At 74.1% G+C, this 26858-nt stretch carries 21 protein-coding genes; 11 read left to right on the top strand and 10 right to left on the bottom strand.

The features are described from left to right. Positions 1-56: 56 nt before the first annotated feature. Both BGP79_RS14375 and BGP79_RS14370 read right to left on the bottom strand, forming a co-directional pair. Entirely contained in the window at positions 57-710 is a 654-nt protein-coding gene (locus BGP79_RS14375; protein ID WP_076696638.1) for a carbonic anhydrase, read from the bottom strand. Between the two features lie 121 nt (positions 711-831). Further along, positions 832-1506 carry a DUF4245 domain-containing protein gene (locus tag BGP79_RS14370; protein ID WP_158067198.1) on the bottom strand — a complete coding sequence of 225 codons (675 nt, stop codon included), beginning with the start codon at positions 1504-1506 and terminating at the stop codon, positions 832-834. Positions 1507-1646: 140 nt separating this feature from the next. Between BGP79_RS14370 and glpX the strand changes: the two genes are divergently transcribed. Further along, positions 1647-2798, top strand: a complete 1152-nt coding sequence (gene glpX, locus BGP79_RS14365) for a class II fructose-bisphosphatase (RefSeq protein ID WP_233121560.1) — start codon at positions 1647-1649, stop codon at positions 2796-2798. Between the two features lie 165 nt (positions 2799-2963). Next, positions 2964-4112, top strand: a complete 1149-nt coding sequence (locus BGP79_RS14360) for a peptidoglycan bridge formation glycyltransferase FemA/FemB family protein (RefSeq protein ID WP_076696634.1) — start codon at positions 2964-2966, stop codon at positions 4110-4112. Between the two features lie 35 nt (positions 4113-4147). Here BGP79_RS14360 and BGP79_RS14355 read toward each other — a convergent pair whose 3' ends face one another. The 4 genes from BGP79_RS14355 to BGP79_RS14340 form a co-directional block, all read right to left on the bottom strand. Beyond that, complete coding sequence (locus BGP79_RS14355) at positions 4148-4618, bottom strand: hypothetical protein (RefSeq protein WP_076696632.1); 471 nt, start codon at positions 4616-4618, stop codon at positions 4148-4150. 264 nt (positions 4619-4882) lie between these two features. Beyond that, positions 4883-6217 (bottom strand): mannose-6-phosphate isomerase, class I, encoded by a 1335-nt coding sequence (gene manA / locus BGP79_RS14350; protein WP_076696630.1) that lies wholly within the window; start codon positions 6215-6217, stop codon positions 4883-4885. Positions 6218-6286: 69 nt separating this feature from the next. Continuing rightward, on the bottom strand, positions 6287-6841 hold the full coding sequence (purE, locus tag BGP79_RS14345) for a 5-(carboxyamino)imidazole ribonucleotide mutase (protein ID WP_076696628.1): 555 nt from the start codon (positions 6839-6841) through the stop codon (positions 6287-6289). Continuing rightward, a complete protein-coding gene (locus tag BGP79_RS14340; protein WP_076696626.1) occupies positions 6838-8064 on the bottom strand; it encodes a 5-(carboxyamino)imidazole ribonucleotide synthase in 1227 nt (408 codons plus the stop codon). Before BGP79_RS14340 ends, purE begins: the two co-directional genes overlap by 4 nt. Positions 8065-8312: 248 nt before the next feature. On the opposite strand from BGP79_RS14340, the gene BGP79_RS14335 reads away from it, so the two are divergent. Beyond that, positions 8313-8894, top strand: a complete 582-nt coding sequence (locus BGP79_RS14335) for a GtrA family protein (RefSeq protein ID WP_076696623.1) — start codon at positions 8313-8315, stop codon at positions 8892-8894. A 73-nt stretch (positions 8895-8967) separates the two neighbouring features. Here BGP79_RS14335 and BGP79_RS16795 read toward each other — a convergent pair whose 3' ends face one another. After that, entirely contained in the window at positions 8968-9672 is a 705-nt protein-coding gene (locus BGP79_RS16795) for a TIGR03089 family protein (protein WP_076696622.1), read from the bottom strand. Between the two features lie 502 nt (positions 9673-10174). Between BGP79_RS16795 and BGP79_RS17070 the strand changes: the two genes are divergently transcribed. The 3 genes from BGP79_RS17070 to BGP79_RS14315 are packed head-to-tail and all read left to right on the top strand — an operon-like array spanning position 10175 to position 16032. Next, the gene (locus BGP79_RS17070; protein ID WP_076696620.1) at positions 10175-10723 is read left to right on the top strand and encodes a WhiB family transcriptional regulator; all 549 of its coding nucleotides are present in this window, start codon (positions 10175-10177) and stop codon (positions 10721-10723) included. Between the two features lie 7 nt (positions 10724-10730). Beyond that, complete coding sequence (locus BGP79_RS14320) at positions 10731-14363, top strand: glycosyltransferase family 2 protein (protein WP_076696618.1); 3633 nt, start codon at positions 10731-10733, stop codon at positions 14361-14363. Further along, positions 14356-16032, top strand: a complete 1677-nt coding sequence (locus tag BGP79_RS14315; protein ID WP_143588439.1) for a DUF5719 family protein — start codon at positions 14356-14358, stop codon at positions 16030-16032. Before BGP79_RS14320 ends, BGP79_RS14315 begins: the two co-directional genes overlap by 8 nt. 49 nt (positions 16033-16081) lie before the next feature. Here BGP79_RS14315 and BGP79_RS14310 read toward each other — a convergent pair whose 3' ends face one another. Next, positions 16082-16588, bottom strand: coding sequence for a hypothetical protein (locus tag BGP79_RS14310; RefSeq protein WP_143588438.1), 507 nt, complete (start codon positions 16586-16588; stop codon positions 16082-16084). A gap of 114 nt (positions 16589-16702) precedes the next feature. Here BGP79_RS14310 and BGP79_RS14305 point away from each other — a divergent pair, with 114 nt between their 5' ends. The 3 genes from BGP79_RS14305 (at position 16703) to BGP79_RS14295 (ending at position 20270) form a co-directional block, all read left to right on the top strand. After that, entirely contained in the window at positions 16703-17089 is a 387-nt protein-coding gene (locus BGP79_RS14305) for a DUF3499 domain-containing protein (RefSeq protein ID WP_076696616.1), read from the top strand. A 119-nt stretch (positions 17090-17208) separates the two neighbouring features. Continuing rightward, the gene (ahcY, locus tag BGP79_RS14300) at positions 17209-18732 is read left to right on the top strand and encodes an adenosylhomocysteinase (protein ID WP_076696612.1); all 1524 of its coding nucleotides are present in this window, start codon (positions 17209-17211) and stop codon (positions 18730-18732) included. Positions 18733-18995: 263 nt separating this feature from the next. Next, positions 18996-20270, top strand: a complete 1275-nt coding sequence (locus BGP79_RS14295; RefSeq protein ID WP_143588437.1) for an Ig-like domain-containing protein — start codon at positions 18996-18998, stop codon at positions 20268-20270. A gap of 167 nt (positions 20271-20437) precedes the next feature. Here the strand turns inward: BGP79_RS14295 and BGP79_RS14290 are convergent, their stop codons facing one another. Further along, the gene (locus BGP79_RS14290; protein WP_076696610.1) at positions 20438-21232 is read right to left on the bottom strand and encodes an RDD family protein; all 795 of its coding nucleotides are present in this window, start codon (positions 21230-21232) and stop codon (positions 20438-20440) included. A 131-nt stretch (positions 21233-21363) separates the two neighbouring features. On the opposite strand from BGP79_RS14290, the gene BGP79_RS14285 reads away from it, so the two are divergent. Together BGP79_RS14285 and BGP79_RS14280 are read left to right on the top strand one after the other, a co-directional pair. Further along, positions 21364-22356: a stage II sporulation protein M gene (locus BGP79_RS14285; protein WP_198928490.1), complete on the top strand. Its 993-nt coding sequence runs from the start codon at positions 21364-21366 to the stop codon at positions 22354-22356. A gap of 245 nt (positions 22357-22601) precedes the next feature. Further along, the gene (locus BGP79_RS14280) at positions 22602-24746 is read left to right on the top strand and encodes a TIGR01906 family membrane protein (protein WP_076696608.1); all 2145 of its coding nucleotides are present in this window, start codon (positions 22602-22604) and stop codon (positions 24744-24746) included. Between the two features lie 152 nt (positions 24747-24898). On the opposite strand, the gene BGP79_RS14275 is transcribed toward BGP79_RS14280, so the two are convergent. Continuing rightward, positions 24899-26845 carry a long-chain fatty acid--CoA ligase gene (locus BGP79_RS14275; RefSeq protein ID WP_076696606.1) on the bottom strand — a complete coding sequence of 649 codons (1947 nt, stop codon included), beginning with the start codon at positions 26843-26845 and terminating at the stop codon, positions 24899-24901. Positions 26846-26858: the final 13 nt, after the last annotated feature.

Genomic DNA, 26858 nt, shown 5'->3' with positions numbered 1-26858 from the left:
GGCCCGGTCGACGTCGTCGTGAACGGGCGGGTCGGATCTGCGGCCGCCGGCGGCGGTCAGCCCGTCGTCAGCGGCGTGGTCGAGGAGACGACGCTGGCCGTCCCCTCGTCGAGGCGGTAGCTGACGCCGACGACGGCGGTGCGGCCGGCCTCGACGGCCTCGGCGATGACGCGGGAGCTGTCGGCGAGCCGGGACGCCGTCTGGCGGACGTGCTCGTCGATCATGCCGGTCAGGTCGTCGTGACCCTCGCGTTTGGCCGTCAGCACGGACGGCGTGATCCGCTCGACCAGGTCGCGGATGAAGCCGGCGGGCATCTCGCCACTGTCGACGGCGTCGCGGGTCGCGGTCACGGCGCCGCAGCTGTCGTGGCCGAGGATGACGATGAGGGGGACGCCGAGGACCGCGACGGAGTACTCGAGGGAGCCGAGCACGGCGTCGTCGATCACCTGACCGGCCGTGCGGACGACGAACACGTCACCGAGGCCCACGTCGAAGATGATCTCCGCGGCCAGCCGCGAGTCCGAGCAGCCGAAGATGACGGCGAACGGATGCTGCGCGTTGACGAGGGCGGAGCGCCGGGCGGCGTTCTGGTTGGGGTGGCGCGACTGCCCGGAGACGAACCGGTGGTTGCCGTCCGCGAGTCGCTGCCAGGCCTCGGCGGGGTCGACCGGAGCGGCGGGACTGGGGGAAGAAGTCACGCGTGCCAGCATATCGAGTCGGCGGAGCCGGCCGGGATCGTGTGACGGACCGCGGTGGGGGTCGGCACGGGTGCGGTCGGCGCGGGGATCGGCCTGCGGGCAGGAGCTGGTGCCGGGGCCAGTGCCGGGTCGGTCAAGGCGTGGGGGAGGACGACGGCGAGGCGGCCGGCGTGCTCGACGTGCCTGTGGTGGTTCCTGACGGCGTGCTCGTGCCGTTGCCCCGCAGGTCGTCCACGACGGCGGCGGCGAGAGTGGTCAGCGCGGCGTCGGAGGCCTGCCCGCGCAGCACGACGGTGGACCCGCCGATCGTGGCGATCAGCGACTTGGTGCCGGCCTTGTCCCGCAGCTCGAACCGTTGCCCGGCGACGGTCCGGTCCGAGGTGACCGGCGCGTTGTCCGTCACCTGGGCGACCCAGGTGGGGTTGGCCCGACGCGCGGCGGCCTGGGTGAGGGCGATGAACTGCTGGTCGCCGCTGACGTAGCCGACCTCCCAGTTCGGCACGCCCGTCGTGGTGCCGGCATTGAACCGGGCGTAGTTCGCGCTCCAGCCCGGGGGCATCACCGAGACGGGGCGGAATCCCGCGGCGGCAGCGGCCTGGGCGGCGATCCCGGAGACGTCGACGGCCGGCCGGTAGGTCTCCGCCCGCTGCCCCGGGCTGAACAGCAGCACGGGAATGATGACCGCCAGCGTCACGGCCAGCGCGATCAGCAGGCCGGTGATCGAGGAGCGCATCCGCTTGGCCTGCGCGGCGCTGAGGACCGCGGGGTCGCGCGGGGTCGTGGAGGGGGCCGGGTCGGGGGAGCTCACACCCTCCATCCTGCCGCATCGGGGGCCCGCGGCCGGCCGTCGGGCGCCGTCACGGAAGCCGCCGGAACGGGCCCCGTGGGTAGGATCGAACCGTCCGCGCAGCACGTTCGGCATTCCCGAAACTCGAAGATGAGGTCACCGTGTCCGAGAAGACCACCGATACGTCGACGCCCGCACCCGTGACGGGCGGATCCGGTGACGGCTCCGCCGGTGCGCCGCAGACGCCGGCCGATGTCGCCCCCTCGGTCGTCGAGGCTCTCTCCCAGCCGCACCACGCGGAGAACCGGTTCTCCGAGCTCTCCCCGACGCTCGCCACCTCGGACCGCGAGCCGGACCGCAACCTCGCCCTCGAGCTGGTCCGCGTGACCGAGGCCGCGGCCATCGCCGGCGGGTTCTGGGTCGGCAACGGCGACAAGAACAAGGCCGACGGCGCCGCCGTGGACGCGATGCGCGCCTTCCTCCACTCCGTCCGGTTCAACGGCGTCGTCGTGATCGGCGAGGGCGAGAAGGACGAGGCGCCGATGCTCTTCAACGGAGAGCGCGTCGGTGACGGCACCGGCCCCGAGGTCGACGTCGCCGTCGACCCGATCGACGGCACCCGGCTCACCGCGCTGGGCATGGACAACGCCCTCGCGGTGCTCGCCGTCGCCGAGCGCGGCTCCATGTACGACCCGTCCGCCGTGTTCTACATGGACAAGCTCGTCACCGGGCCTGAGGCCGCCGAGATGGTCGACCTGCGGCTGCCCGTCAAGCAGAACCTGCACCTGATCGCCAAGTCCCTGGGCAAGAGCATCAGCCAGGTCACCGTCATGGTCCTGGACCGGGAGCGGCACAAGCCGCTGGTCAAGGAGATCCGCGACGCGGGTGCTCGCACCAAGTTCATCGTCGACGGCGACGTCGCCGGCGCGATCGCCGCGGCCCGCGAGGGCACCGGCGTGGACGCCCTGATGGGCGTCGGCGGCACCCCGGAGGGCATCGTCGCCGCGTGCGCGCTCAAGACGCTCGGCGGCGCGATCCAGGGCCGGCTGCACCCGACCAGTGACGAGGAGCGGCAGAAGGCGATCGACGCCGGGCACGACCTCGACGCCGTGCTGCTGACCGACGACCTGGTCACCAGCGACAACTGCTACTTCGCGGCTACCGGCATCACCAACGGCGACCTGCTGAGCGGTGTGCGCTACAGCAACACCACCGTCCGTACCCAGTCGATCGTGATGCGCTCGAAGTCCGGCACCATCCGGTTCGTCGAGGCGGAGCACCAGGCCGAGAAGTGGACGGACTACGCCCGCTGAGCCGACGGTGAGGCCGGTGCGGTGCGGCTCGTCGAACCGGCCCGCTGTCGGGTCGGCTCGTTGACCGGGCGGGTGTTCCTCCGTCGTCGTCCGGCGTGACATAGGCTGGATGCCGCCCGGGCGGCCCTGCGGGGCCGCCGTTCCGCCGAGCCCGCCAGGAGAGCAGTGAGCCAGAACCGCGCGACCGTCACCCCGATCGACGACCGGACCGCGTGGGACGCGGCCGTCGAGGCGCTCGGCGGTCACCCGCTGCAGCTGTGGGGCTGGGGCGAGGTCAAGGCCGCCCACGGCTGGGAGGTCGAGCGGCTGCTCGTCACCGACCCCGCGGCCGAGCTCGGTGCCGGTTCCGCCGCCACGTACGGTGCCGCCGAGGTGGCCTACCGGTCGCTGCCGTGGCCCCTGCGCTCCCTCGCCTATGTCTCCCGCGGGCCGGTGGGAGACCCGGAACACGCGGCCGAGGTGCTGGAGGCCGTCGCCGCCCACGTCAAGGCCACCCGCGGCTCCGTCGCCCTCGTCGTCGAGCCCGACTGGGAGGCCGGATCGGCAGGGGAGGCGCGCCTGACGGCGGCCGGGTTCCACCGCACCGACACCACGATCCTCATCCCGCGTACCCTCATCCTCGACCTCACCCGCAGTGAGGACGACCTGATGGCCGCGATGCACCGCACCACCCGGGCCAACGTCCGCAAGAACCTGCGCAGCGACCTCGAGTTCCGCCGGATCGCCACCGAGGCCGAACTCGAGAAGATCCTCTCCCTCTATCGCGACACCGCGGCCCGCGCCGGCTTCGGGATCCACAGCGACGACTACTACCGCGACATCTGGCGCTTCCTCGGCGAGAACTCGCCGATCGTGGCCGCCTTCGACGGCGGGGAGCCGATCGCGTTCGTGTGGATCGCCCGCAGCGGTTCCACCGCGTTCGAGCTCTACGGTGGCGTGTCCCCGGCCGGGCAGAAGGCGCGGGCGAACTACGGCGTCAAGTGGGCGGCGTTCACCGAGATGAAGGCCGACGGGTGCACCCGGTACGACCTCAACGGGCTGCTCAACGACGGCATCTCGGACTTCAAGAAGCAGTTCGCGCAGCACGAGGACCAGCTCACGGGCACGTGGGAGCTGCCGCTCTCGCCGCTGTACCCGGTCTACGCGCGGGCGATGCCGCTCGCGCGGAAGGTCGTCACCCGGGCCCGGCCCGCCGCGAAGGCCGCGCTGGCCGGGGCCGTCCCGGCCGCCCGCCGTGTGGCCGGTGGCGCTCTGCCCGCGGCCCGGTCGGTCATCGCCCGGGTGCGCTCGCGAGGCTCGCGTCCCGGCGAGTGACCGCCTCCGTGCTGGTGGGGTGATCCCGCCCGGGCTCACCGGCCACCTCCTCGAGCGTGGGTGGGCGGGCCACCCGCGACGCCGCGCCGGGGTGCCGACAGCCGGGCGGTGACCGCATCCACCTGGCCGCGGGCGACGTCGGGGTCCCCGTCCGCCGCGATGCACAGGTGGGCGGCGGCATTCGCGTACCAGGCGGCGGCGTCGGCCCGGCCCATCGCCGCGAACACGCCGGCGGCCTCACCGAGCAGGTCGGCCCGACCGTCGGCCGCACGACGTACCTCGGCGGCGGCGTCCTCGAACGCGACGTCGCGGCGGCTCGCATGCCGGGAGGCCACGCCCATCAGCGTCGCGATCGCCAACCGGTCCCGCGCCGTCGTGCCGTTCCCCGCACGGCTCGGCGGTCGGACCGGCAGCGGAGGCTCCGACCGGCCGCTCGAGGGGGTCGGAGCACGCAGGATGCCGGGGGCGGTGTGGGGAGCGGGAGCGTCGAGCAGGGTATCCGTCATGGCGCCCATCGTGGACGCCGCCACCGACAGAATTCACCGGGCCGGACCGCGGGGGTGACGGGCACCCCGGCAGTGCCGCAGTCTCGCTGTCGCCGCTCGCGTGAGTCAGCGGTCAGCGCCCGGAACACGTGCTCAAAGAGCAGCGCTTTGGGACGGGAACCGCTGACTCGGGTAGGAGGGGCACCGCATTGGGGCGGGAACCGCTAGCTCAACCTCAAAGAGGCCCGCTTTCGGGCGGGACCCGCTGACTCAGCCGGTTCCCGCTCAGAGCTCCCGGGCGACCGTCGCTGCAAAGGCTCGCGTGCCGGGCTCTGCCGCCCGCGCCATCACGGGTGCCTCGGCGGCCGGGATGAACACCGCGTCCCCCCGTGCCACCCGCAGCGACCCGTTCGGCGAGTCCAGCACGAGCGCGCCGTCGGTGACGAGGACGAGGACCGGGCCGTGCTGCAGGACGGGCACGTCGTCGCTGGTCGAGCCGTCCCCGGTACCGCCACGGAAGTCGAGGACCTGCAGGGCGAACTCGTCGAACGGGGGAGCGAACACGCGCTGCCCCCATTCGGTCTCCACCGCGGGCAGCTCCGGGACGCCGAGGGCGGCGAACCGCACGGTCTTCAGCAGTTCCGGCACGTCGACGTGCTTGCTCGTCAGACCGCCCCGCAGCACGTTGTCCGACGTGGCCATCACCTCGATGCCGAGCCCGGACAGGTACGCGTGCACGTTGCCGGCCGGCAGGTACAGCGCCTCGCCGGGCAGCAGACTGACGCGGTTGAGCAGCAGGGAGACGATGACGCCCGGGTCGCCGGGGTAGCGCTCCTGCAGGTCTGCGGCGGTGGCGATCGAGATCGCCGTGGCGGGGGACACGACGCCCGACATCGATCCCGGGGCGAGGCCGGCGAGTGCCTCGGCGGACAGTGCCGCGTCCTCGCGCCGGTCGAAGACGAGGGCGAAGGCCTGCCGCAGGCGGGGGTCCTCGTCCGTGCCGGAGGCTCCGGCGCCGGACGACGGGGCCTCCGCCTCCAGCAGGTCGGCGAGCTCGGCGAGCAGACGTACTCCGGCCCCTTGAGCGCCGGAACCCTCAGCGCCGGATCCTGCGTCGCCCGTGAGCATGGCGATCGCCTCGCGCAGCAGTCCCGCGGTCGCCGCGGGGTCCCGGAATCCGCTCAGCGCCGCGAAGTCGCTCAGGGCGTAGATCATCTCGGGCTTGTGGTTGCGGTCCCGGTAGTTCCGCTCGGATGCGTCGCGCGCCACGCCGGCCTCGTCCTCGGCGGCGTACCCGGCCTCGGCCTGCTCGATCGTCGGGTGCACCTGCAGGGACAGGGGGGCGCCGGCGGCCAGGACTTTCATGAGGAACGGCAGCCGCCCGTCGAAGCGCTCGGCGGCGGCGGTCCCGAGGGTGGCACCGGGCTCCTCGGCGATCACGTCGTCCAGCCGTGCCCCCGCGGCGGGCTCACCGGGGGCGATCACCGAGGGCGAGTCGGGGTGGGCGCCGAGCCACAGCTCCGCCTCGGGATCCCCGGAGGGCTCGCGACCGAGCAGGGTGGCGATCGCCGTCGTCGACCCCCACGCGTAGGGCCGGATGGTGCTGGTCAGGCGGAACACGGGCGCTCCTTCAGGTCGACATGGACGGGCTCAGCGTCGGCGCAGCGGTACGGGCTGGAGTCACGGCGTTCAGCCGTCATCCCGGGCGCCCGTCCCCAGCTCGCCACGCAGCTTCTCGCCCTTGGCCATCGCGCTCGCGCGCAGGTCCGCGGCGAAACGCGTCAAGTCCTCGCGCAGCCGGGCGGCGTGCTCGTCCGTCCCCGCGCCGAGGATGCGGGCGGCCAGCAGTCCGGCGTTCCGCGCACCACCGATCGAGACGGTCGCCACCGGGACGCCCGCGGGCATCTGGACGATGGAGAGCAGGGAGTCCATGCCGTCGAGGGTCTTCAGCGGCACGGGCACCCCGATCACCGGCAGCGGGGTGACCGCGGCGAGCATGCCCGGCAGGTGGGCGGCGCCCCCGGCCCCGGCGATGATGATGCGCAGGCCGCGGCCGGCGGCCTCCCGCCCGTACGCGATCATGTCCTCCGGCATCCGGTGGGCGGAGACGACGTCCGCCTCGTACGGGATGCCGAACTCGTCCAGGGCCCCGGCCGCGGCACGCATCACGGGCCAGTCGGAGTCCGACCCCATGACGACGCCGACGAGCGCGCCGGGCGACGGGGACGGTGTGGTGGCGGTCATCGGGATCCTCCGGTGGTGGTGACGGCGTCAGGCCGGCCGGACGCGGCATCGGGGGACGGCGAGCCGTCGGCCAGGGTGCGTGCCGCGTCCTCGGCGGCCCTCCGCACGGCCGGCAGGTCTGCCGCGGTGGGGGCGACGGCGTTGACGTGACCGATCTTCCGGCCCGGACGCACGCCCTTGCCGTAGGTGTGCACCTTGACCGCCGGGGCGTCCGCCATCACCTGCGGGTAGACGGCGAAGAGGTCGGGGTTGGCGCCGCCGAGCACGTTCTTCATCACCGCGGCGGCACCGACGACGTCGGTCGCGCCCAGCGGCAGGTCGAGCACGGCGCGCAGGTGCTGTTCGAACTGGCTGGTGACGCTGCCGTCCATGGTCCAGTGGCCGCTGTTGTGCGGGCGCATGGCGAGCTCGTTGACGGCGAAGCCGGGGCCGACACCGGGCGTCTCGAACAGTTCGACGGCGAGGACGCCGGTGACGCCGAGCTCGGCGGCCAGCGTCCGGGCGGCGTCACTCGCGGCGGCCGCGACGGCGGGATCGAGGTCGGGCGCGGGGGCGATCACCTCGTCGCACACGCCGGCCACCTGGATGCTCTCGACGACCGGCCAGGACGCGATCGCGCCGGACGGCGTCCGCGCCAGCAGGGCGGAGAGCTCGCGGCTGAACGGGACCTTCTCCTCGGCGAGCAGCGGGCCGCCCCCGACCGAGGAATCAGCGAACCAGTCGGCGGCGTCGCGGGCGGCGTCGGCGTCGTCGATCACGCGGACGCCCTTGCCGTCGTACCCACCACGGGGGGTCTTGAGGATCACCGGCCAGCCGGTCGCGTCCCCGAAGGCGATCAGGGCGTCGACGTCGTCGACGGCGGCCCAGGCGGGGTTGGGCAGGCCGAGCCGGTCCACGGCCGCCCGCATCACGAGCTTGTCCTGCGCGTTGACGAGGGCGTCGGGGCCCGGGTGCACGGACACGCCGTCGGCGATCAGGGCCCGCAGGTGCTCGGTGGGCACGTGCTCGTGGTCGAAGGTGAGGATGTCGACGTCGGCCGCGAACCGGCGCAGGGCGTCCAGGTCCCGGTGGTCGCCGATCTCGAACGTGCGCACCGCGGCGACGGCGCACTCGTCGGCCGACGTGGCGAGCACGCGCAGCTCGATCCCCAGCTCCGTCGCCGGGGGCGCCATCATCCGCGCCAGCTGGCCGCCGCCCACCACTCCGATCACAGGTCTGTCCATGCCGCCAGCCTATCCAGCGGACCGGACGGCCCGTGCCCGATGACCGCGGATGGCCTGACGGGTGGTGGGCATCGTCACGGCCCCACCACCCGCGGGCGCGCAGGGGCCGGCGGTAGAGTGTCCCCGTGGTCGCGGCTGGTCCGGCCGGCGGTCGCCGATGTCCACCGGTCCCGACACGATCGCGGGACCCGCAGGACACCAGCACGATCCGCGCGACAGCGGTCCACCAGCACGATGGCGAGGTCAGCATGCAGGCACTGATGGAGCGGTTCCGTGGGCTGTTCTCGATGTTCGTCCGGGAGGTCCTGAAGTTCGGAACCGTCGGCGCGGTCGGCGTCGTCATCAACAACGGCGTCTGGTTCCTCCTCGTTCACGGCCCCATGGCCGACAGCCACGCCAAGGCCAAGGTCGTCTCCGGCATCGTCGCGACCCTCTTCGCCTGGGTCGCCAACCGCTACTGGACGTTCCGGCACAAGCGGCAGCCCAACAAGGTCCGCGAGCTAGTCCAGTTCCTCGTCATCAACGCCATCGGCGTCGGCATCGAGGCCGGCTGCGTGTGGTTCACGTCCTACGTGCTGGGCCTGCGCGACACGACGTCCTCCTTCATCGCCGGCGGCGTCGTGGGCCTGGCCCTGGGCACCGTCTTCCGTTTCATCGCCTACCGGTACTGGGTGTTCTCGGCCGAGCTGAACACCGAGCCCGAGTTCGCCGACGACATCGCGGCCCAGGATCAGCACCGCTGGACCGAGACCGAGCGACTGCGCCAGATCCGCGCCGACGAGGTGCACCGTGACGAGGTGCGTCAGGGCATGGAGCACGAGGGCCGCTGAGGCCGCGGCATCACCCGCCGGAGGCGGCCGAGACGCGACCGGGAGCCGGGACCGACAGGCGGCACCGGCGCCGTCAGGACGCGCGGACGGCGCGCTCGGAGGCGAGCACCGCATCGGTGACGCCGTCCGTCTTGTCCGTGATCAGCACGGCCGCGCCGTCGAGCCAGGCGCCCACCGCCGCCACGAGCGTGCCCGTGACGCCGAGGGCCGGATCCAGCGCCCGCGTTCCGGCACCCGCCGTCTCCGACGCGGACAGCGCGACCGGTTCGCCGTCCCGGCGCAGCTCGAGCGGACCCGTCGCGGGGGTGCCCCCGAAGCCGTCCCCGAACGCCCGGACCATGGCCGCGTAGTCGAGGACGTCGGCGGGCAGCCGGCCCGGCCAGGCGAGGTCGAGGGTGCCGAGGGCGACGACGACGTCGTGGTCCGCCCGCATGGTGCCGTCCTCGGCCGGCGCCCCGCCGATGTACACCGCCACAGCACCGTCCACCGCTCCGGTGTGCAGGACGGCACCGGTCTGCCAGGCGCCGAGCGCGATCGCCAGCGTCCGCCAGTGCACGGGCAGGTCCAGGCCGACGGCGGTGCCGGGGTCGACGTCGCACTCCTCGACGAGCAGATTGGCGGTCTTCGCCGCCCAGTTCAGCAACACCGCGCCCGAGAGCTCGATCCGTTCGCCGGCCGAGCCGTACCAGACCAGCCGCGGCGCGGGGCCGGCGGACGCGAGGGCGCGGTCGAGATCACGGAACCGGGGCGACGGCGCGGCCGCGGTGGGGGAGGTCATGGGAAAGCCTTCCGGTCGGGAGGGGAGCCGCACCATTCTCTCGCAGGACCGGTGCCGCGAGATCCCCGTGCCGGCGCACCCAGCACACCGATGGCGTGCCGCGACGTGCGACACGCCCGAGAAAGGCCAACACGCCGGAGCGGCCTCGCATTCGCCCGAATGGCTTGACGTTGCTGTACTTACACGCGTGTAATTAGGTCGTCGGCCCAGGCGCGGCCGGACGAGAACCCAGCACACCCGACCAGCGATCCACCATGTCAGCCCGGAGCGGCCACCGCCGAGGGTACCCGAGCACCACCAGCGGACACCACCGCGGGAGAGCCGGGGACGACCGGACTCCTCATCCGAGCCGGTGGCGGACCCGCGGGACCGAGTCTGCACACCGGCCGGAGGTCTCAACCAGCCGATCGGTGGGGTCTCCGGATGCGCCCGACCGACCGGGGGGACCAGGCGGTCTTCTGTCCGTGCACCATCCAGTAGACCGAGCAGACGAGGAGCACCAGTGGGAGCAGCGGAGCAGGCGCAGGAGCGTTATCTCGCCGCGGATACCGCCAGTCGGCACGGGGCCCGAGCCGTCCCCGACGACTGGTACGTCGACCCCGCCGACCCGGACGCCTCACGGCGGTACCGGGAACACACGCAGCGGTCCCTCGAGGATGCTGCCACCGCCTTCCTCGCCGAGCACGAGGCCCTCGAGGAGTCCGGTGTCACCGCGCTCGCCGGCGCTCCAGCCGCGGCGCCGCAGCACACCGAGCACGCGTACGACCACCAGGTCAGCCCCGCCATCTGGCTCGGGCTGCCGGGCACGTCCCCGGATCCCGCCGACGACGGCGAGCTCTCCTGGCAGGCCGACGCCCTGTGCGCCCAGACCGACCCCGAGGCGTTCTTCCCCGAGAAGGGCGGCTCGACCCGCGACGCCAAGAAGGTCTGCGGTGCCTGCACGGTCCGTTCGCAGTGCCTCCAGTACGCCCTCGAGAACGACGAGCGGTTCGGCATCTGGGGCGGCATGTCCGAGCGCGAGCGCCGCCGGCTGCGCAGGCGCGCCGTCTGACACCGGCGTGCACGTCACGGCCGTCCTCGTCGCGCACGACGGCGAGCGATATCTGCGGCGGACCCTTGCGGGACTGACCGACCAGCAGCGCCCCGTCGACGCCGTCGTGGCCGTCGACACCGGCTCCCGCGACGGTAGCGTCGCCCTGCTGCGAGCCGGGCTGCCCGCCGGTTCGCGGCTGGTGCACACCGATCCCGGCACCGTCTTCTCCGCCGCCGTCGCCCGCGGCCTGCAGGACGCCGACGGACTGATCGGCGATCCCGGCCCCGCCGAGTCCCGCTGGATCTGGCTGCTGCACGACGACGGCGCCCCGGCCCCCGACGCGCTGGCCCGGCTGCTCGCCGCCGTCGAGACCGCCCCCTCGGTGACCGTCGCCGGCTGCAAACAGGTCCACTGGGACGACCCCCGCGCCCTGCTGGACGTCGGCGTGCACGTGAGCCGCTGGACCGAGCGGCTCATCCTGATCGCCCCGGACGAACAGGACCAGGGCCAGTACGACGCGGTGAGCGACGTGTTCGCCGTCAACACCGCCGGCATGCTGATCCGCCGCGACGTGTGGGACGCCCTCGGCGGATTCGACCCGGCCCTTCCCGTGGCCGGCGACGACGTCGACCTGTGCTGGCGCAACCGGCTCGCCGGGAACCGCGTGGTCGTCGTACCGCGCGCCCGCATCCATCACGCCGCCGACCGCGCGGCGGCCCGCCCCCGGGGCCGGGAGCACGCGCTGCGCCGCCGTGCCCAGGTGCACCTGCGGCTGACCCACGCCCCCGCCTGGCGCCTGCCGTTCACCCTGCTCGGCGCCCTGCTCGGTAGTCTGGGCACCTTCCTCGTCAGCTTGCTCGCCAAGGATCCCGGCCACGGCGCCACCGAGCTGGGTGCCACCCTCTCCGCGCTCCTCCGGCCCCGCCTGCTGCACCGGTCCCGCCGGCGCGCCGAACGCAGCCGCCGCGTCTCCCGGGCCGTCGTGAAGCCGCTGTTCACCCCGGCGCGGGACGTCCGTGCCCACCGCCGGTCCCGCGGCGAGGCCGTCGCCGGCACCGTGGTGGGGGACGGCACGGGCGCCTCGGACGGCACGACGGAGGCGACCGGTGACACCGTCGGCCGCGACGACTTCACCTCCCTCGCCACGCCCGCCCGCAACGGCAGCACGGCGACCGTCCTGCTCGTCGTCGCGCTGACCCTCACCGCGGGCGCCCTCGCCTTCGGTTCCTTCTTCGCCGGGCCCGCGGTCGCGGGCGGCGCCCTGCTACCCCTCTCGCCGGAGCTCGGCGCGGTGCTCGCCCACGCCACCTCCTGGTGGTCGGCGCTGGGCGCCGGCTGGCCGGCCGTGCCGGACCCGTTCACCGTCCTGCTCGCCGGCCTCGCGCTGCTCGGGGCGGGCAACGGTTCGATGGTCGTCGCCTGGCTGTTCCCGCTGGCGTTCGCGCTGAGCGCCCTGACCGCGTGGCTCGCCGTCGGCGCGGTCACCGCCCGCCGGTCCGTCCGGTTCTGGGCGGCGCTGGTGTACGCGGCGGTGCCGGCCCTGCAGACCGCCCTGGGAGCGGGCCGCCTCGGCGCCGTGCTCGCCCACGTGCTGCTGCCGCTCGCCGTGCTGGGCACCGTCCGGGCCGTCGGCGGCGCACGCACGCACCGCATCGACGCACGCGGCCGCGTCAGCAGCATCGGCAACCTGCCGCGCGCGGGCACCGGCGGCACGCCGTCGTGGACCGCCGCGGCGGCGGCCGGTCTCGCGGCCGCCGCCGTCACCGCGTCCGCGCCCGTGCTGCTGCCCGCGCTGGTCGCCGGCGTCCTGGTCCTCGCCCTGGTGCTGGGCCGGCGTGCCCGGACCGCCGTCTGGGCCCTGCTGCCGCCCCTCGTCCTCGTCGCTCCCGTGCTGGTGGACCGGCTGATCGCCGCGAGCGCCGGCACGACCGCTGCGGACGCCGTCGCGTCCTTCCGGATCGTCCTCGCCGATCCCGGCCTGCCGCTCGGCACCCGGTCCGCGCCCCTCGGGCTGCAACTGCTCGGCTTCCCCGAACGACTGCAGCTGGACGCCGCAGCGGCCGCGCTGCCCGGCGGGCCGTGGGTGCTGGTCGGGGCGCTTCTCGTCGGTGTACCCGCGCTCGCCCTCGCCGTGGCCGCCCTGTTCGCCGCTCCCCGCCGCGCCGCGACCGCCCGCGGCGCGTGGCTCGCCGTCCTGCTCGGCCTGGGCACCAGTCTGCTGGCGTCGGTGCTGGTCACCGGGACGGCCGACGACGGCACCGTCGTGGGCCCGTACCCCGGCCCGGCGGTGTCGCTGATCGCCCTCGGCCTGCTCATCGCCGCCGCCAGCGGTGTCGAGGCGTGGACGGTCCACCGGCGCCACCGGCCGGACACCGCCGGCACCCCGTTCGGCCGGGGCGGACGGATCACCGGCGTGCTGCTGTGCACCGTCCTCTGCGTCGCGCCGCTGGCCGGGCTCGGCCTGTTCGCCGCGAGCCGGCTCGACGGCGGTCCCGCCCAGCTGGCGGTGCTGACCGGCCGTGCCGACGCCGTCCACACCGTCCCCGCCCGGTCCCTGCCCGCGACCGCCGCGGACCGCGCGACCGGATCCGACCGGTCCCGCGTCCTCGTGCTCGACGCCGCGGATCACCAGGACACCACGGCCTCCCTCGTCAGCGGCACGGGCACGACGGAGGACGCCCTCTCCTCGACCGTGCTCGGCCAGGGCAGCGCCGGGGCGTCGACGGCCGTCGCGGCCGACGGCGCCGCGGAGGCCACGGGCGCCGGCGGAGATCCCGCGACGGCCCTCACCCGCCGCGCCGCGGCCACCGTGCTCGCCGCCAACGGCGTGGACCCGGCCGCGGATCTGGAGTCCCTCGGCGCCGCGTTCGTCGTCCTGCGCGGGGCCGGCAGCAGCACCGACCTGCTCGCCTCCCGCATCGACACCGTGCCCGGGCTCGTGGCCGTGGGCCGCACCGACACCGGGTGGCTGTGGCGCGTGACTCCGGCCGCGGTCGCGTCCGGCAGGGCCACCGTCGTCGCCCGCGCCCGCCTCGTCGACGCGCAGGGCGGCACGCTGATGTACCTGCCGACGACGGCGGACGGCACGGTCGCCCAGCTGCCGCCGGGCACCCCGGGCCGGCACGTCGTGCTCGCCGAGCGCGCCGACGTGCACTGGAACGCCACCGTCGGCGGGACGCCGGTCGCGGGCGGCACCGGCACCGGGCGGTCGGCGTGGGCCCAGTCCTTCGCGGTGCCCGCCGGAGGAGGCGCGTTCCACGCGCAGTACCGGCACCCCGCCGCGCCCTGGTGGGCCGCCGCGCAGGGCGTCGTCCTGCTCCTGACCCTGCTGCTCGCGCTGCCGCTGCGGATGCCCCACCGCCTCACCCCGCACTGGCAGCAGTCCGACGCCGCGCTGCTGCACCGGGCCGCCGCCCGCGCGGGTGCGACCGCCGCGGACGTCGCCGGGACCCACCCCGCGCCGATGCGCGCCGGGTCCACCGGTACCCCGGCCACCGGGGACGGGTCGACGAGCCGATCGACACCCCGAGGCGACGACGGCGACCGACGCGGTCAGGACGGACCCCCCGAGAACGACCACGACGGCGATGGAGCGCCGACGACCGGGGACCCGGTCACCCGATCCGATCGCGAACCCGAGGGGGCGTCCCGTGGCTGAGACCCCGGCCCGATCCGCCGGCTCGACGTCGCCGGAAGAGCCGGCGCTCGCCGGTCCGGCGTCGGGACATCCGGCTCCCGAGCGAGCCGCATCGGACCGACCGGCTGGCACCGGCCGCGGCCGGGTGGCGGCGTCCGTCGCGGCGTCCGTCGTCGTGCTCGCCGCCGCCGGCGCGCTCGTGGCCGGCCCCGTGCTGATCCCGGGGACGGCCCCCGCCGCGGGCGCCCGCTCCGTCGCCGCCCCGGTCGCGCCCGTGCCGGCCGCCGAGACGACGGCCGTCTGCCCCGGCGCGCCGCGGTTGCTCACTGCCGGATCCGGTACGGACCCCCGGTTCAGCCCTGTCTCGGCCAGCGCGCGGACCACGGTCGGCGCCGTCGTCGGCAGCACCGGCAGCGGCGTCCTCGGCGGCACCGTGCTCGAACCCCTGAGCGGGGAACGCCCGCTCGCGACCCTGGCCGAGGTGCCGCGGTCCTCCTCCGGCACCGCCACCGGTGCCGCGCGGGCCGCCGCCCGCACCGGCATCGGCGTCACGGCCCCCTCGGTGCTGCGCGCGGCCCCGGTGGGGCAGACGCCGACGACGGCCGCGGCCGTGCTCGGCTACCGCGCCGACGACGGCGACCTCCGCGGGCTCGCGGCGGCCGGCTGCCAGCGTCCCGGCAACGACCTCTGGCTGCTCGGCGCCTCGACGACCGTCGGCCGCACCGCGATCCTCACCCTGCACAACCCGGGCACCAGCCCCGCGACCGTGGACCTGGATCTGACCGGGACGCGCGGCCCGATCACCGCCGCGGGCAGCCAGGGGCTGCTCCTCGCCCCCGGGGGCAGTCGCTCGATCGTCCTCGCGGGACTCGCGCCCGGCCAGTCCGACCTCGGGGTGCGGGTGCGCAGCAAGGGCGCGCCGGTCGCGGCCGTCATCCAGCAGAGCGTGCTGCGCGGACTCACCCCCGGCGGAATCGAGTACCTCACCCCCGCGCAGGGGCCGGCCCTCACGCGCACGGTGCCCGGCGTCCTCATCGAGTCCCCGGCGGCCTCGGCCGCGCTGCGCCGCGCGGCGCCCGACACGGTCCCGGTGCTGCAGATCGCGGTGGCCGGCGACGGCGACGCCACGGTCCGCGTGCAGGCGCACGGACCGTCGGGTCAGGTGGCGCTCGGCAGCGCCGGGGTGGTCCGGGCGCGCGGTGGGGCCGTGACGACGGTGCCGCTGCAGGCCCTGCCGGCCGGGGTGTGGGGGATCACCGTGCAGTCCGACGTCGCGGTGACCGCCGGGGTGCGGACCGTGCGCGGCACCGCCGTGCGCCGTCCGGTCGACATCGCCCAGGCCGGCGCCACCGCTCGGCTCGGCCAGGACGCCGTCCTGCCCGTCGTGCCCGTCGGCACCGCGCGTCTGGCCCTGACCGCACCGGCCGGGGACGCGACGGTGACGATCCGCCCGGTCGGCACGGACGGCCGGCTCGGGACGGCACGCACGGTGCGCGTCGGCGCCGGCCGGAGCGTGCTCACGGATCCGCGTCAAGGAGCGCCGGGCGCGGCCGCGGTCGTGCTGCAGTCCGGCGGGGGAGCGGTGTACGCCGCGCAGGTGACGACGTCGGGGACCAGTGGCATCGCTATCGCGGCCGTGCCCGAGCCCGACGAGGCCGTCCGGCAGATCCCGCTGCGTCTCGGCCCCTGACCGTCAGCGAGTCAGCGGCTCCACCGTTGCCGTGGTCGAGCGCGGAGCCTCAGTCGAAGCGGCCGTAGTGCGGGTCGACGGCCTCGGGATCCCAGTGCAGCCAGGAGGCGACGAGTTCGACGATCGCGTCGTGCACCGCATCGGCCAGGGGGATGTCGCGACCGGCGAACTGCTCGACCACCCGCCGGAAGACCACGATGACGACCCGGCCGTCCCGCTCGTCCAGGCGACCCATCGGGATGCCGCCGTCGGCCAGCAGCTCACCGGTGGCGCGGGCGCGCAGCTGCTCGAGGTCGTCGGGGATCTGCTGGACCGCAAAGGACACGGCGTCCAGGGCCGGGCGGTGCAGTCGTTGCAGCCGCTGGGCGGAATCGAGGACGGCGTCATCGAAGACGTCCGCACGGGTGCGGCGCACCGGGGCGCCGAGGGGGAGGGGTCCACTCCTCATGCCCCGGCCGTGCCGGTTCCGGCGACGGTGGGAGAAGGGGCGGGACACGTCCACGGAACCCTCGGCGGGGACCGGCGGAACGGGCGACGGGCCGACGCTGTCGTGCATGACAGAACTCTAGTCCGTCCCACCCGGGACATGCGGAGCGGGGCCCCGCGTCGGCGGCGGGACCGGCGAGGCGGTGGCCGGGAGGACCCACCGCCGGGAGTAGGCTGGTTGCTCGTGGGATCCTCCAGACTGTGCACCCGGACCGCCTGCGGCCAGACCGCGGTCGCGACGCTGACCTACGTGTATGCGGACTCCACCGTGGTGCTCGGCCCGCTCGCGCTCTACCCCGAACCGCACACGTACGACCTGTGCGCCGATCACGCCCAGCGGATGACCGCCCCGCGCGGCTGGGAGGTCGTGCGCCTGCACCTGCCGCAGGCCGGCCCGGTCGACGACCTCGGCGCTCTCGCCGACATCGTGCGCCGGCCGCGCACCGACTCCACCCCCGAGGTTCCGCAGCCGCCCGCCGGCCAGCGCGAACCCGGTCAGCCGCTCGAGGCACCGTCCGCGACCGGCGTCCGTCGCGGCCACCTGCGCATCCTGCGCGAACAGCAGCCCTGACCCCCGCTCCGACCGCCCACCCCGACCCGTCCCGGCATCACGCCGGCCGACCCGCTCCGGGCCGTGAGCGGACCGATCACCCGGGCCCGGCGCCCACCCGTTCCCGAGGAGGACAACCCGTGGCATTCGACTCATCCTTCGACACCACCCCCGACTACCAGGTGGCCGACCTGTCCCTGGCCGTCGCCGGCCGTCACCAGATCCGGCTCGCCGAGCACGAGATGCCGGGCCTGATGGCGCTGCGCGCCGAGTACGGCCCCCGCCAGCCGCTGGCCGGCGCGCGGATCGCCGGTTCCCTGCACATGACGGTGCAGACGGCCGTCCTGATCGAGACCCTCACCGCGCTCGGCGCACAGGTCCGCTGGGCCAGCTGCAACATCTTCTCCACGCAGGACGAGGCCGCCGCGGCCATCGTCGTGGGCACCGGGACCCCCGAGGACCCGCAGGGCGTGCCCGTGTACGCGTGGAAGAACGAGTCGCTGCCCGAGTACTGGTGGGCCGCGTCGAGGATCTTCGACTTCACCGACGAGAACGGGGCGCCGGTCGCGCCGACCATGATCCTCGACGACGGTGGCGATGCGACCCTGCTCGTGCACCGCGGTGTCGAGTTCGAGGCCGCCGGCGCCGTGCCGCCGGCCCCGCAGGAGGGCGACGCGGACTGGTCCGAGGAGTACACGATCGTCCTCGACACCCTGCGGACCAGCCTCGCCGAGGACCCGCAGCGCTGGACCCGCATCGCCGACGGCATCCGCGGCGTCTCCGAGGAGACCACGACGGGCGTGCACCGGCTCTACCAGCTGGCCTCCCGCGGCCAGCTGCTGTTCTCGGCCATCAACGTCAACGACGCGGTGACCAAGAGCAAGTTCGACAACCGGTACGGCATCCGCCACTCGCTGCCCGATGGCATCAACCGGGCCACCGACGTGCTGATCGGCGGCAAGGTCGCCGTCGTGTGCGGCTACGGCGACGTCGGCAAGGGCGCCTCCGAGGCCCTGCGCGGCCAGGGTGCCCGCGTCATCGTCACCGAGATCGACCCCATCTGCGCGCTGCAGGCCGCGATGGACGGCTACCAGGTGGCCACGCTCGACGACGTCGTCGGCGTCGGCGACATCTTCATCACCACGACCGGCAACCGGGACGTCATCCTGGCCCGGCACATGGAGAAGATGAAGGACAAGGCCATCGTCGGCAACATCGGCCACTTCGACAACGAGATCGACATGGCCGGCCTCGCGCGGATCCCCGGCATCGAGCGGGTCGAGATCAAACCGCAGGTGCACGAGTGGATCTTCCCGGACGCCTCCGAGAACGCGGAGACCACCGCCACCGAGGGCGGCGAGCGGCGCAGCATCATCGTGCTCTCCGAGGGTCGCCTGCTCAACCTCGGCAACGCCACCGGCCACCCCAGCTTCGTGATGAGCGCGTCCTTCACCAACCAGGTGCTCGCGCAGATCGAGCTGTGGACCGCCGAGCCCGAGGAGGAGCCGGCGGTGCATGTGCTGCCGAAGGTGCTCGACGAGAAGGTCGCCCGACTGCACCTGGACGCGCTCGGCGTCGAGCTGACCGAGCTGAGCAAGGACCAGGCCGAGTATCTCGACATCGACGTGGCGGGCCCGTACAAGTCGGAGCACTACCGGTACTGATCCGGCACGCCGGGGCCGCGACACCGCACGACAGCGAACGACCCGGACCGCGGTCCGGGTCGTTCGGCGTCGTCGCCGGTCACGTGTCCGGACCACGCACACCCGGATCAGCGGGTTCCGCCGGGCGCCGGCGTCCGGGCCACACCCTCCCGTCGCCACCACGACGCGTCGCCGTCCGTCGACCGCAACCTGAACGGGCGGGGCGGCGCGGTCACCTAGACTCGGAGCATGGGCGTGGACGCCCGCGAACAAGGGGTTCTCACGTGTCATCTGCTTCCTCCCGGCCGCCTCACGGCCGTCCCTCCCTGCGGCTCGCGGCCCTGGCCGCCGCCACCGGTCTGGTCGTCGCCCTGAGCGGGTGCACGACCTCGGCGCCCACGTCGGCGGGCTCGGCCACCCGGCCGGCGAGCAGCTCAGCGAGCTCGACATCGACGGCCAGCCCGAGCACGACGAGCTCCGCCCGGCCCACCTCGACCGCTCCTGCGGCGCCCGTGACCGTGACGACGAACCCGGTCGCCGGTTCCCGGGAGGTCAACCCGGCCACCCCCGTGACGGTGAAGGTGGCGCACGGCACGCTCGCGACGGCCTCCCTCACGGCCGCCGACGGTACGGCCGTCACCGGCAGCGTCGACGGAGCGCGCACGACGTGGACCTCGGGCAAGCGGCTCGCCTTCGACACCGCCTACACCCTCGCGTGGACCACGCGGGACGCCGCCGGCGCCACCCGGACGGCGAGCCAGCAGTTCACCACGGTCGTCCCGCAGAACGAGGCGGACGCCCTCGTCTACCCGGGCCCGGAATTGACGACCGTGGGCATCGGTCAGCCGATCCAGTTCACCTTCAGCGAGCCGGTGGTGAACCGCGACGCCGTGGAAAAGGCCATCGCCATCACCTCCAGCGCCGGGCAGAAGGGCGACTTCCACTGGTACAGCAACCAGGTGGTCCGCTTCCGCGCCCCGCAGTACTGGAAGGCGAACAGCACCGTCACGATCGACGCGAAGCTCTTCGGCGTCGACTTCGGCAACGGCCAGATCGGCAACACCGACATCAAGCGCACGGTGAAGATCGGGGATGCGAAGATCGCCGTCGCCGACGACAAGACGAAGCGCATGATCATCACGGTCAACGGCAAGAAGGTCCGCGACGACCCGGTCACGCTCGGTGACGCGGACTGGCCCTCGACCTACGGCACGAAGGTCATCATGGACCAGTACGCGACGACGAAGTTCAACGCGGGCACGCTCGGGCTCAAGCCCGGCGACCCGCACTACTACCCGCCGCTGACCGTGCACAACGCGAGCCGGCTGACCAACGGCGGCGAGTTCATCCACCAGGCGCTGCCCTCCGCGCAGCCCTACCTCGGCAAGATCAACGTCTCCCACGGGTGCATCGGCATGTCACCGGCCGCCGCCGGCTGGGTCTATCAGCACATGACCGCCGGCGACGTCGTCATCGTCAAGAACACCGGGTACGGGCCGATGGAGCCGACCGACGGATTCGGCGACTGGAACGTGCCGTGGGCGAAGTGGGCCAACTGAGCGGCGCAGCCGCACCCGGTCCCCGGGTTCCGGCCCGTTCGGCGGGCTGACGCAGCAGGTCCCGATCAGGAACGCTCCCGATCGGGACCTGCTGCGTGTCGGGGGCCTGACGCCTGCCGTCGGCCGATCGTCTTCCCGGCGCGTGTCGGACCGGTCCGACCGTCGCCTCAGTAGGGCAGGCGGTGCAGGGTGACGGACCGCGCCGACGCGCGGTCGCGGGCGACCTCCAGCCGATCGGTGTCCCGGCGCCGTCGTTCGCTCATCACGGCGGCCAGATAGTCCTCCGGCGCGGTGCCGGTCGGGGGTGCGGGGGCGACGAAGGCGGACGCCTCCGCGGCCAGGGCCGCCCCGATGCGGTGCCGGGACTCGGGGGAGAGCCGGGTCAGGTTCTGCTGGAACTGGCGGACGCGGCGCGCGAGCGGGTCCGGCAACCGGCCGAGATCGGCCAGCTGCGCCCACGCCACCAGCGACGGCGGGGTCTGCGCGAGCGGACGGCGGCGCACCGCTACCCGCTCCCGCACGCTGTACGTGCCGGCGAGCATGTCGCCGAGCCGCTTGGACCGCTCGTTGAAGAGGGAGACGACCAGGGCCAGGGAACCGACCGTCAGGAGGATCTCCACGAAACCGAGCAGCCCCCGGATCATCGCGTGCCGGAACCGGATGCTGCCGCCGTCGTCCCGCACGATCCGCAGACCGAGGGCGAGCTTGCCCAGCGACCGGCCGCGGCTGAGGGTCTCCACCGTGATGGGCAGGACGACCAGCACCAGCAGCACGAGCCCGAGGACGAGGATGCGGGCGGCCGCGGGATCGAGGTCCTGCGCCGCAGGGCCCACCAGGAGCAGCAGGGCCACGAACAGCAGCACCTGGGCGAGGAGGTCGATCAGCAGGCCGGCGCCGCGGGACGCGAAGGTCGCCGGCCGCAGTTCGAGGACGACCGCCTCCCCGCTGACGATCGACGTCACGGCCGTGGCCCGTTCATGCGGTCACTGTAACCCACCGCCCGACGCCGTCGGCGGCGCCCGTCCCGTCCCTGACGTGCGGCGACCGTCGCAGTTCCCCCGGATCCCACGCGGTGCACGGTTAGGCTGTGCGCGTGGACATCGACGCCTTCGAGGCGGTGCACCGACCCGACTGGGACCGACTCGCCGTGCTGTCACGCCGTCGGCGGCTCAGTGGGCCCGAGGCCGACGAACTGATCGCGCTCTATCAGCGCGTGTCCACCCATCTCTCGCTGCTCCGGTCGATCGCGCCGGAGAGTTCCACGTCGACCCTGCTCTCCTCCCGGCTGGCCCGCGCCCGCACCCGCTTCACGGGCGCCCGCTCCAACCTCGCCGAGGACGTGGCCGCGTTCTTCGTCATCGCCCTGCCCGCAGCCCTGTACCGACTGCGGTGGTGGACGGTCGTGATCGGGGTGATCTTCTGCGCGATCGCGACGATGGTCGCCCTCTGGGTGGCGTCGGACCCGCAGGTGCTGGCGACGCTCGGCACCGAGGCGTCCCGACGCCGGCTCGTCGACCGGCAGTTCGTCGGGTACTACTCGGAGAACCCCGCCGCGTCCTTCGCGGGCTCGGTGTGGATCAACAACGCGTGGATCGCGGCGCAGTGCGTCGCCTTCGGGATCACCGGCCTGTGGGTCCCCGCCACCCTGATGCAGAACGCCGTCTCCCTCGGGTTGACCGGCGGCATCATGGTCGCCTACGGCCGCACGGACACGTTCTTCGCGTACATCCTCCCGCACGGCCTGATGGAGCTGACCTCGGTGTTCGTCGCCGGGGCCGCGGGCCTGGCCATCTTCTGGGCATGGGTACGGCCCGGCCCCCGGACGCGGCTGCAGGCGCTCGCGGAGGAGGGCCGGTCCCTCATCACCGTGGCGCTCGGCCTCGTCCTCGTGCTCGCGGTCAGCGGCATGGTCGAGGGGTTCGTGACGCCGAGCGGCCTGCCCACCTGGCTGCGGATCGGCATCGGTGCGCTCGTGCTGGCGGCGTTCTGGACCTACGTCCTGGTGCTCGGCCGCCGGGCGGTCCGGTCGGGCCACCGGGGCGACCTCGACGCGGCCGACGCCGGGTTCCACGAGCTCGCCGCCTGACCGGCGGCCGCCCGGTGTGCTGAAGCGTCGGGACCACAACACCACGGTTCGATAACGCGTGGGCGTCACCGCCGCGCCACGCCGCGGATGCGGGGCCTGCGGCGAGTAGCCTCGTGGGGAGAAAAGACCGATGCCGTGCCGCCCTGCGGTCCGGTCGCCGACCGCGTTGGCCCCAGGCCGGCCCTGCGCCGGCCGGTCCGGTAACCCGGCGGCCCCGATCCGACCGGCAGAGAACGAGGAGATCCGTGAGCAGCAGGACACCGCGACCCGAGGACGAGTACCCGCCGCTGGACACCGACGACGGCGACCGGTACATCCCCACCTCGCGCGAGCTGGCCGAGCAGTACCGCCGTGACCGGTCCGAGCAGGAGGCCGCGCCGAGCGAGCAGGACGCCCGCCGGCAGGACGACGACCAGCACGACGGCGATCTGGGCGCCCCCCAGCACGACGACGTCACGCGCGACCCCTTCGGCCGCGACCAGCCGGGCAACGCCCGGTTCGGCGATCCGGTGGACGGACCGGCCGATGACGGCAGCGGTCAGGCCGCCGATCACGGCGTCCGGGTGACGGAGCCCGTGCCGCTGATCCCCGACGAGACCGACGGGCAGGACGAGGCTCACCAGCACACCCCCGCAGCCGGCGGCACCGCAGCCGACACCCCCGCAGCCGGCGGCACCGCGGCCGCCGTCGATCCGGCGGACCGGGCGGTCCCGGCCGCCGACCCGTCCGCCGCGCCCCACGCCGGACGGGACCTCCCCGGCGACGCCTCCGGCCAGGACGCTTCCGAGCAGGACGTCCGTGGTGGCGGCGACGGATGGCGGGACCGGTTCGACCACGCGGCGGCGATGGACGACTGGGACCGTGAGTTCGGCGACAGCTCCGGCTCGACCGGCGGCACCGACGTCCAGGAGGCCGAGTCCGCCGCGCCGGCCGTCGGCACCGGTATCACCGAGACGGATGCCCGGAGCGACGCCGGCCGCGCCGCCCCCGGGGCCACCACGATCGACCGCCGCAGTGCCGCGACGCAGTCGGCCCCGGGCGAGCAGGTTCCCGCGCCCCTCGGCGCCGCCGCCGTCGCCGGCCCCGCCCACGAGGATGAGCAGGTCACCGACGGCACCCGGAACGCCACCACGGCCGGTCGTCCGGACGACGCCGCTGACCGGGAGGACGCCTTCGGGACCGCCGACGCCGGCGCCGAGCCGACGGCCGCGTCCACGACCTCCGACGACGACCGAGCCCGGCGCGACGCCGACCCGAGCGACCGCACCGGCCAGGAACGCGCCGGTATCCGCGGAGACAGCACCGACCGCGACGGCGCCGACACCGACACCGACCGCGACGACTCGGCCGACACCGACCGGCACGCCGGGGCGGACGCCATCGGCGCGACCGCGGCCGGTGCGGCCCTCGCCGGCGGGGCCGTGGCCGCCGGCACCCACCGGACCGAACGGGACACCACATCCCAGCCCGTCGCCGCACCCGTCCGTGACGATTCGTCGGACGCGCCGGGCCAGCCGCTCGACTCGTCCCGCCGGGAAACGGAGGCACGCGTCGTCGACGACCACGACGACCGCGACCGTCCGGGCGTCGCCGTCGCCGAGCTCGACGACGAGGAAGCGCGACGCCGGGCCACCCGGCGCGACGCCGCCCTCGAGGGCAAGCCCGCGGCCGGGCGGTTCTGGCAGGTCGTGCTCGCGATCGCCTTCCCGGTCGTGCTGCTCGTCGCGGCGATCCGCACCGTCGCGTCCCCGCTGTTCCTCTGGCTGGAGTACCACCGGCCCGGCTTCCCGGTCGACACCTACGGCTACACCACGGACGACCGGCTCACGTGGGGCTCGGCCGTCGAGGACTACATCAACAACTTCGCCAACCCGCGCTACCTGACCCAGATCCCGGGCAAGGACGGCGGCTCCCTCCTGACGGAGGGCGAGGTCAGCCACATGGTCGACGTCAAGAACGTCATCGGCATCACCTACATCGCGGCCGCGGTGCTCGCCGTGCTCGCCCTGATCGCCGTCATCTACCTGGCCAAGCGGTACCTCGGCGGGGTGCGGCGCGGCCTGTTCGCCGGGTCGGTGATCACGCTGGTCGTCATCATCGCGCTCGGCGTGTTCGCGGTGATCGACTGGAGCCTGTTCTTCACCACGTTCCACCGGGTGCTGTTCTCCCAGGGCAACTGGACCTTCTACGAGAACGACGCGCTGATCCGGCTCTTCCCGTCCCAGTTCTGGGTCGACTCCGGCATCGTCATCGGCGGCATCGTGCTGATCGTCAGCCTCGTGACCCTGATCATGACCTGGCCCACCCGGCGCCGGCGTGACCGGTCCCGCGCGGCGCAGGAGGCTCTGCGCCGGTCGATGGCCGAGCACGAGGAGGCACTCGCCGCCTGAGGATCCGCCTGGGGATGGCCAAGCAGTCGGACGGCGAACCGCCACGACGACCCGCAACGACGAAGGACCCGTCACCGCAGCCGCGGTGACGGGTCCTTCGTGTTCCTCGGGTGCCCGTCCCGGGTAGCCGGACGGGCCGCTGCCGGCCCGGCTCAGGTGGAGGCCGTCTCCGGCGCATAGAGGGCGTCGATGGCGTCGGCGAAGTCGTGCGTGACGGCGTCCCGCTTGACCTTCAGGCTCTCGCTCAGGTGCCCGGACTCGAGCGAGAGGGCGGTGGGCAGCACGGTGAACCGCCGGATGCTCTCCGCACGGGAGACGGCCGCATTGGCCTCGTCCACGACGTGCTGCAGGTGCTCGCGGATCTGCGGGTTCTCCGCCGCCTCGGTGAGGGTGAGGGTGCCGAGGCCGTGCCGGGACGCGAAGACGGCGAGCTCCTCCTCGTCGAGCGTCAGCAGGGCCGCGACGTACTTCCGGTCGTTGCCGACGACGACGGCCTGGTCGACCAGCAGGTCCCGGCGCAGGGCCTCCTCGAGCGGCGCCGGGGCCACGTTCTTGCCGCCCGCCGTCACGATGAGGTCCTTGAGCCGTCCGGTGATGGTGAGGAACCCGTCGTCGTCGAGCCGGCCGAGGTCGCCGGTGCGCAGGAAGCCGTCCGCGGGCAGCTCCTCCACGGTCGAGGGATCCAGGTGCACGCCGTCGACGGCGTCCGGGTCGAACGGCGCCGCCTCGGCGCGATCGTGCCGCACCGGGCCGCCGCGGTGGTAGCCGGCGAACACGCCGATGCCGCGGATCAGCACCTCGCCGTCGTCGGCGATCCGCACCGTGGTCCCCGGCAGCGGGATGCCCACGGTGCCGACCTTGGTGCTGGTCGGCACGTTCACCGCGGCCGGCGCCGTCGTCTCGGTCAGGCCGTAGCCCTCGAGCACGGGGATGCCGGCACCGCGGAAGAAGTGGGTGAGCTGCGGGTCCAGCGCGCTCGCCCCGCAGATCGCGTAGTTCAGGGAGCCGCCGAGCGCGGTGCGCAGCCGGCGGTAGAACAGGGAGTCGAAGAGGGAGTGCGCCGCGCGCAGTCGCACCGGGATCCGCGGCGCCGCGGAGGCGGGACCGCGGTACCAGGCTCGCTCCTGCTCCAGCTCGGACCAGCGCACGGCGGTGCGCACCGCCGCGGCGAACGGCTTGCCGAGCCCGGTGTTCTCGGCCCGGCGCTGGGTCGAGGCGAAGATCTTCTCGAAGATGCGCGGCACCCCGAGCAGGAAGGTCGGGGCGAACGTCTCGACGTCGCGCATCAGCGTGCCCGGATTGCTGACGTGGGCGATCTGCACGCGACCGACCAGGCACATCACCTGCACGGCGCGGGCGAGCACGTGGGCGAGCGGCAGGAACATCAGCGTCCGCCCGTTCTCTCCGATCACCTCCCGCAGCACCGGGACCGTGTTGCGGGCGAGCACGCTGATGTTCGCGTGGGTGATGATGCAGCCGCGGGGGCGGCCGGTGGTACCCGAGGTGTAGACCAGCGACGCGGGCGTGTCCAGGGTGTTGCTCGCGCGGTGCGCCTCGAGCAGGGAGTCGGCGACGGGCTCACCGAGCAGGCGCAGGTCCGAGAAGTCCGGGCCGTACCCGTCGTCGGACATCAGCCAGATGCTCGGGCTGCAGCCGGCCTCCTCGGCGGCCGTCTGGACCGCACGGCGTCGTCCGCCGTCGGCGACGAACACGTGCCGGGCACCCGAGTCGGCCAGGATCCAGGCGATCTGCGCGGGGGCGGAGGTCTCGTAGATCGGCACCGTGACGCCGCCGGCGTACCAGATGGCGAAGTCGACGAGGCTCCACTCGAAGCTGGTGGGGGAGAATACGGCGACGGGGTCGGAGGGCTTGAGCCCGGACGCGATCAGGCCGCGGGCGAGCACCTTGACCTGGTCCTCGAAGTCGCCGGCGGTGACGTCGCTCCAGCCGTCGCCGGAGCGCACCGCGTACAGGGGCGTCCAGGGGCTGCGCCGGGCCAGCTGTGCCAGCAGGTCCGTGGTGTTGGACTGGCGGTCCACCGTGACGAGGAGCTCCGTGCTCGCTTCCTTGAAGGGGAAGGGATGGAGGGGGTGGGTCACCCGAACACGCTCG

It is taken from the genome of Tersicoccus sp. Bi-70, assembly GCF_001968825.1.
Classification (GTDB): Bacteria; Actinomycetota; Actinomycetes; order Actinomycetales; family Micrococcaceae; genus Tersicoccus.
Note: the sequence above shows the minus strand (reverse complement) of the source record. Positions and strands in the feature narration are given on the sequence as shown.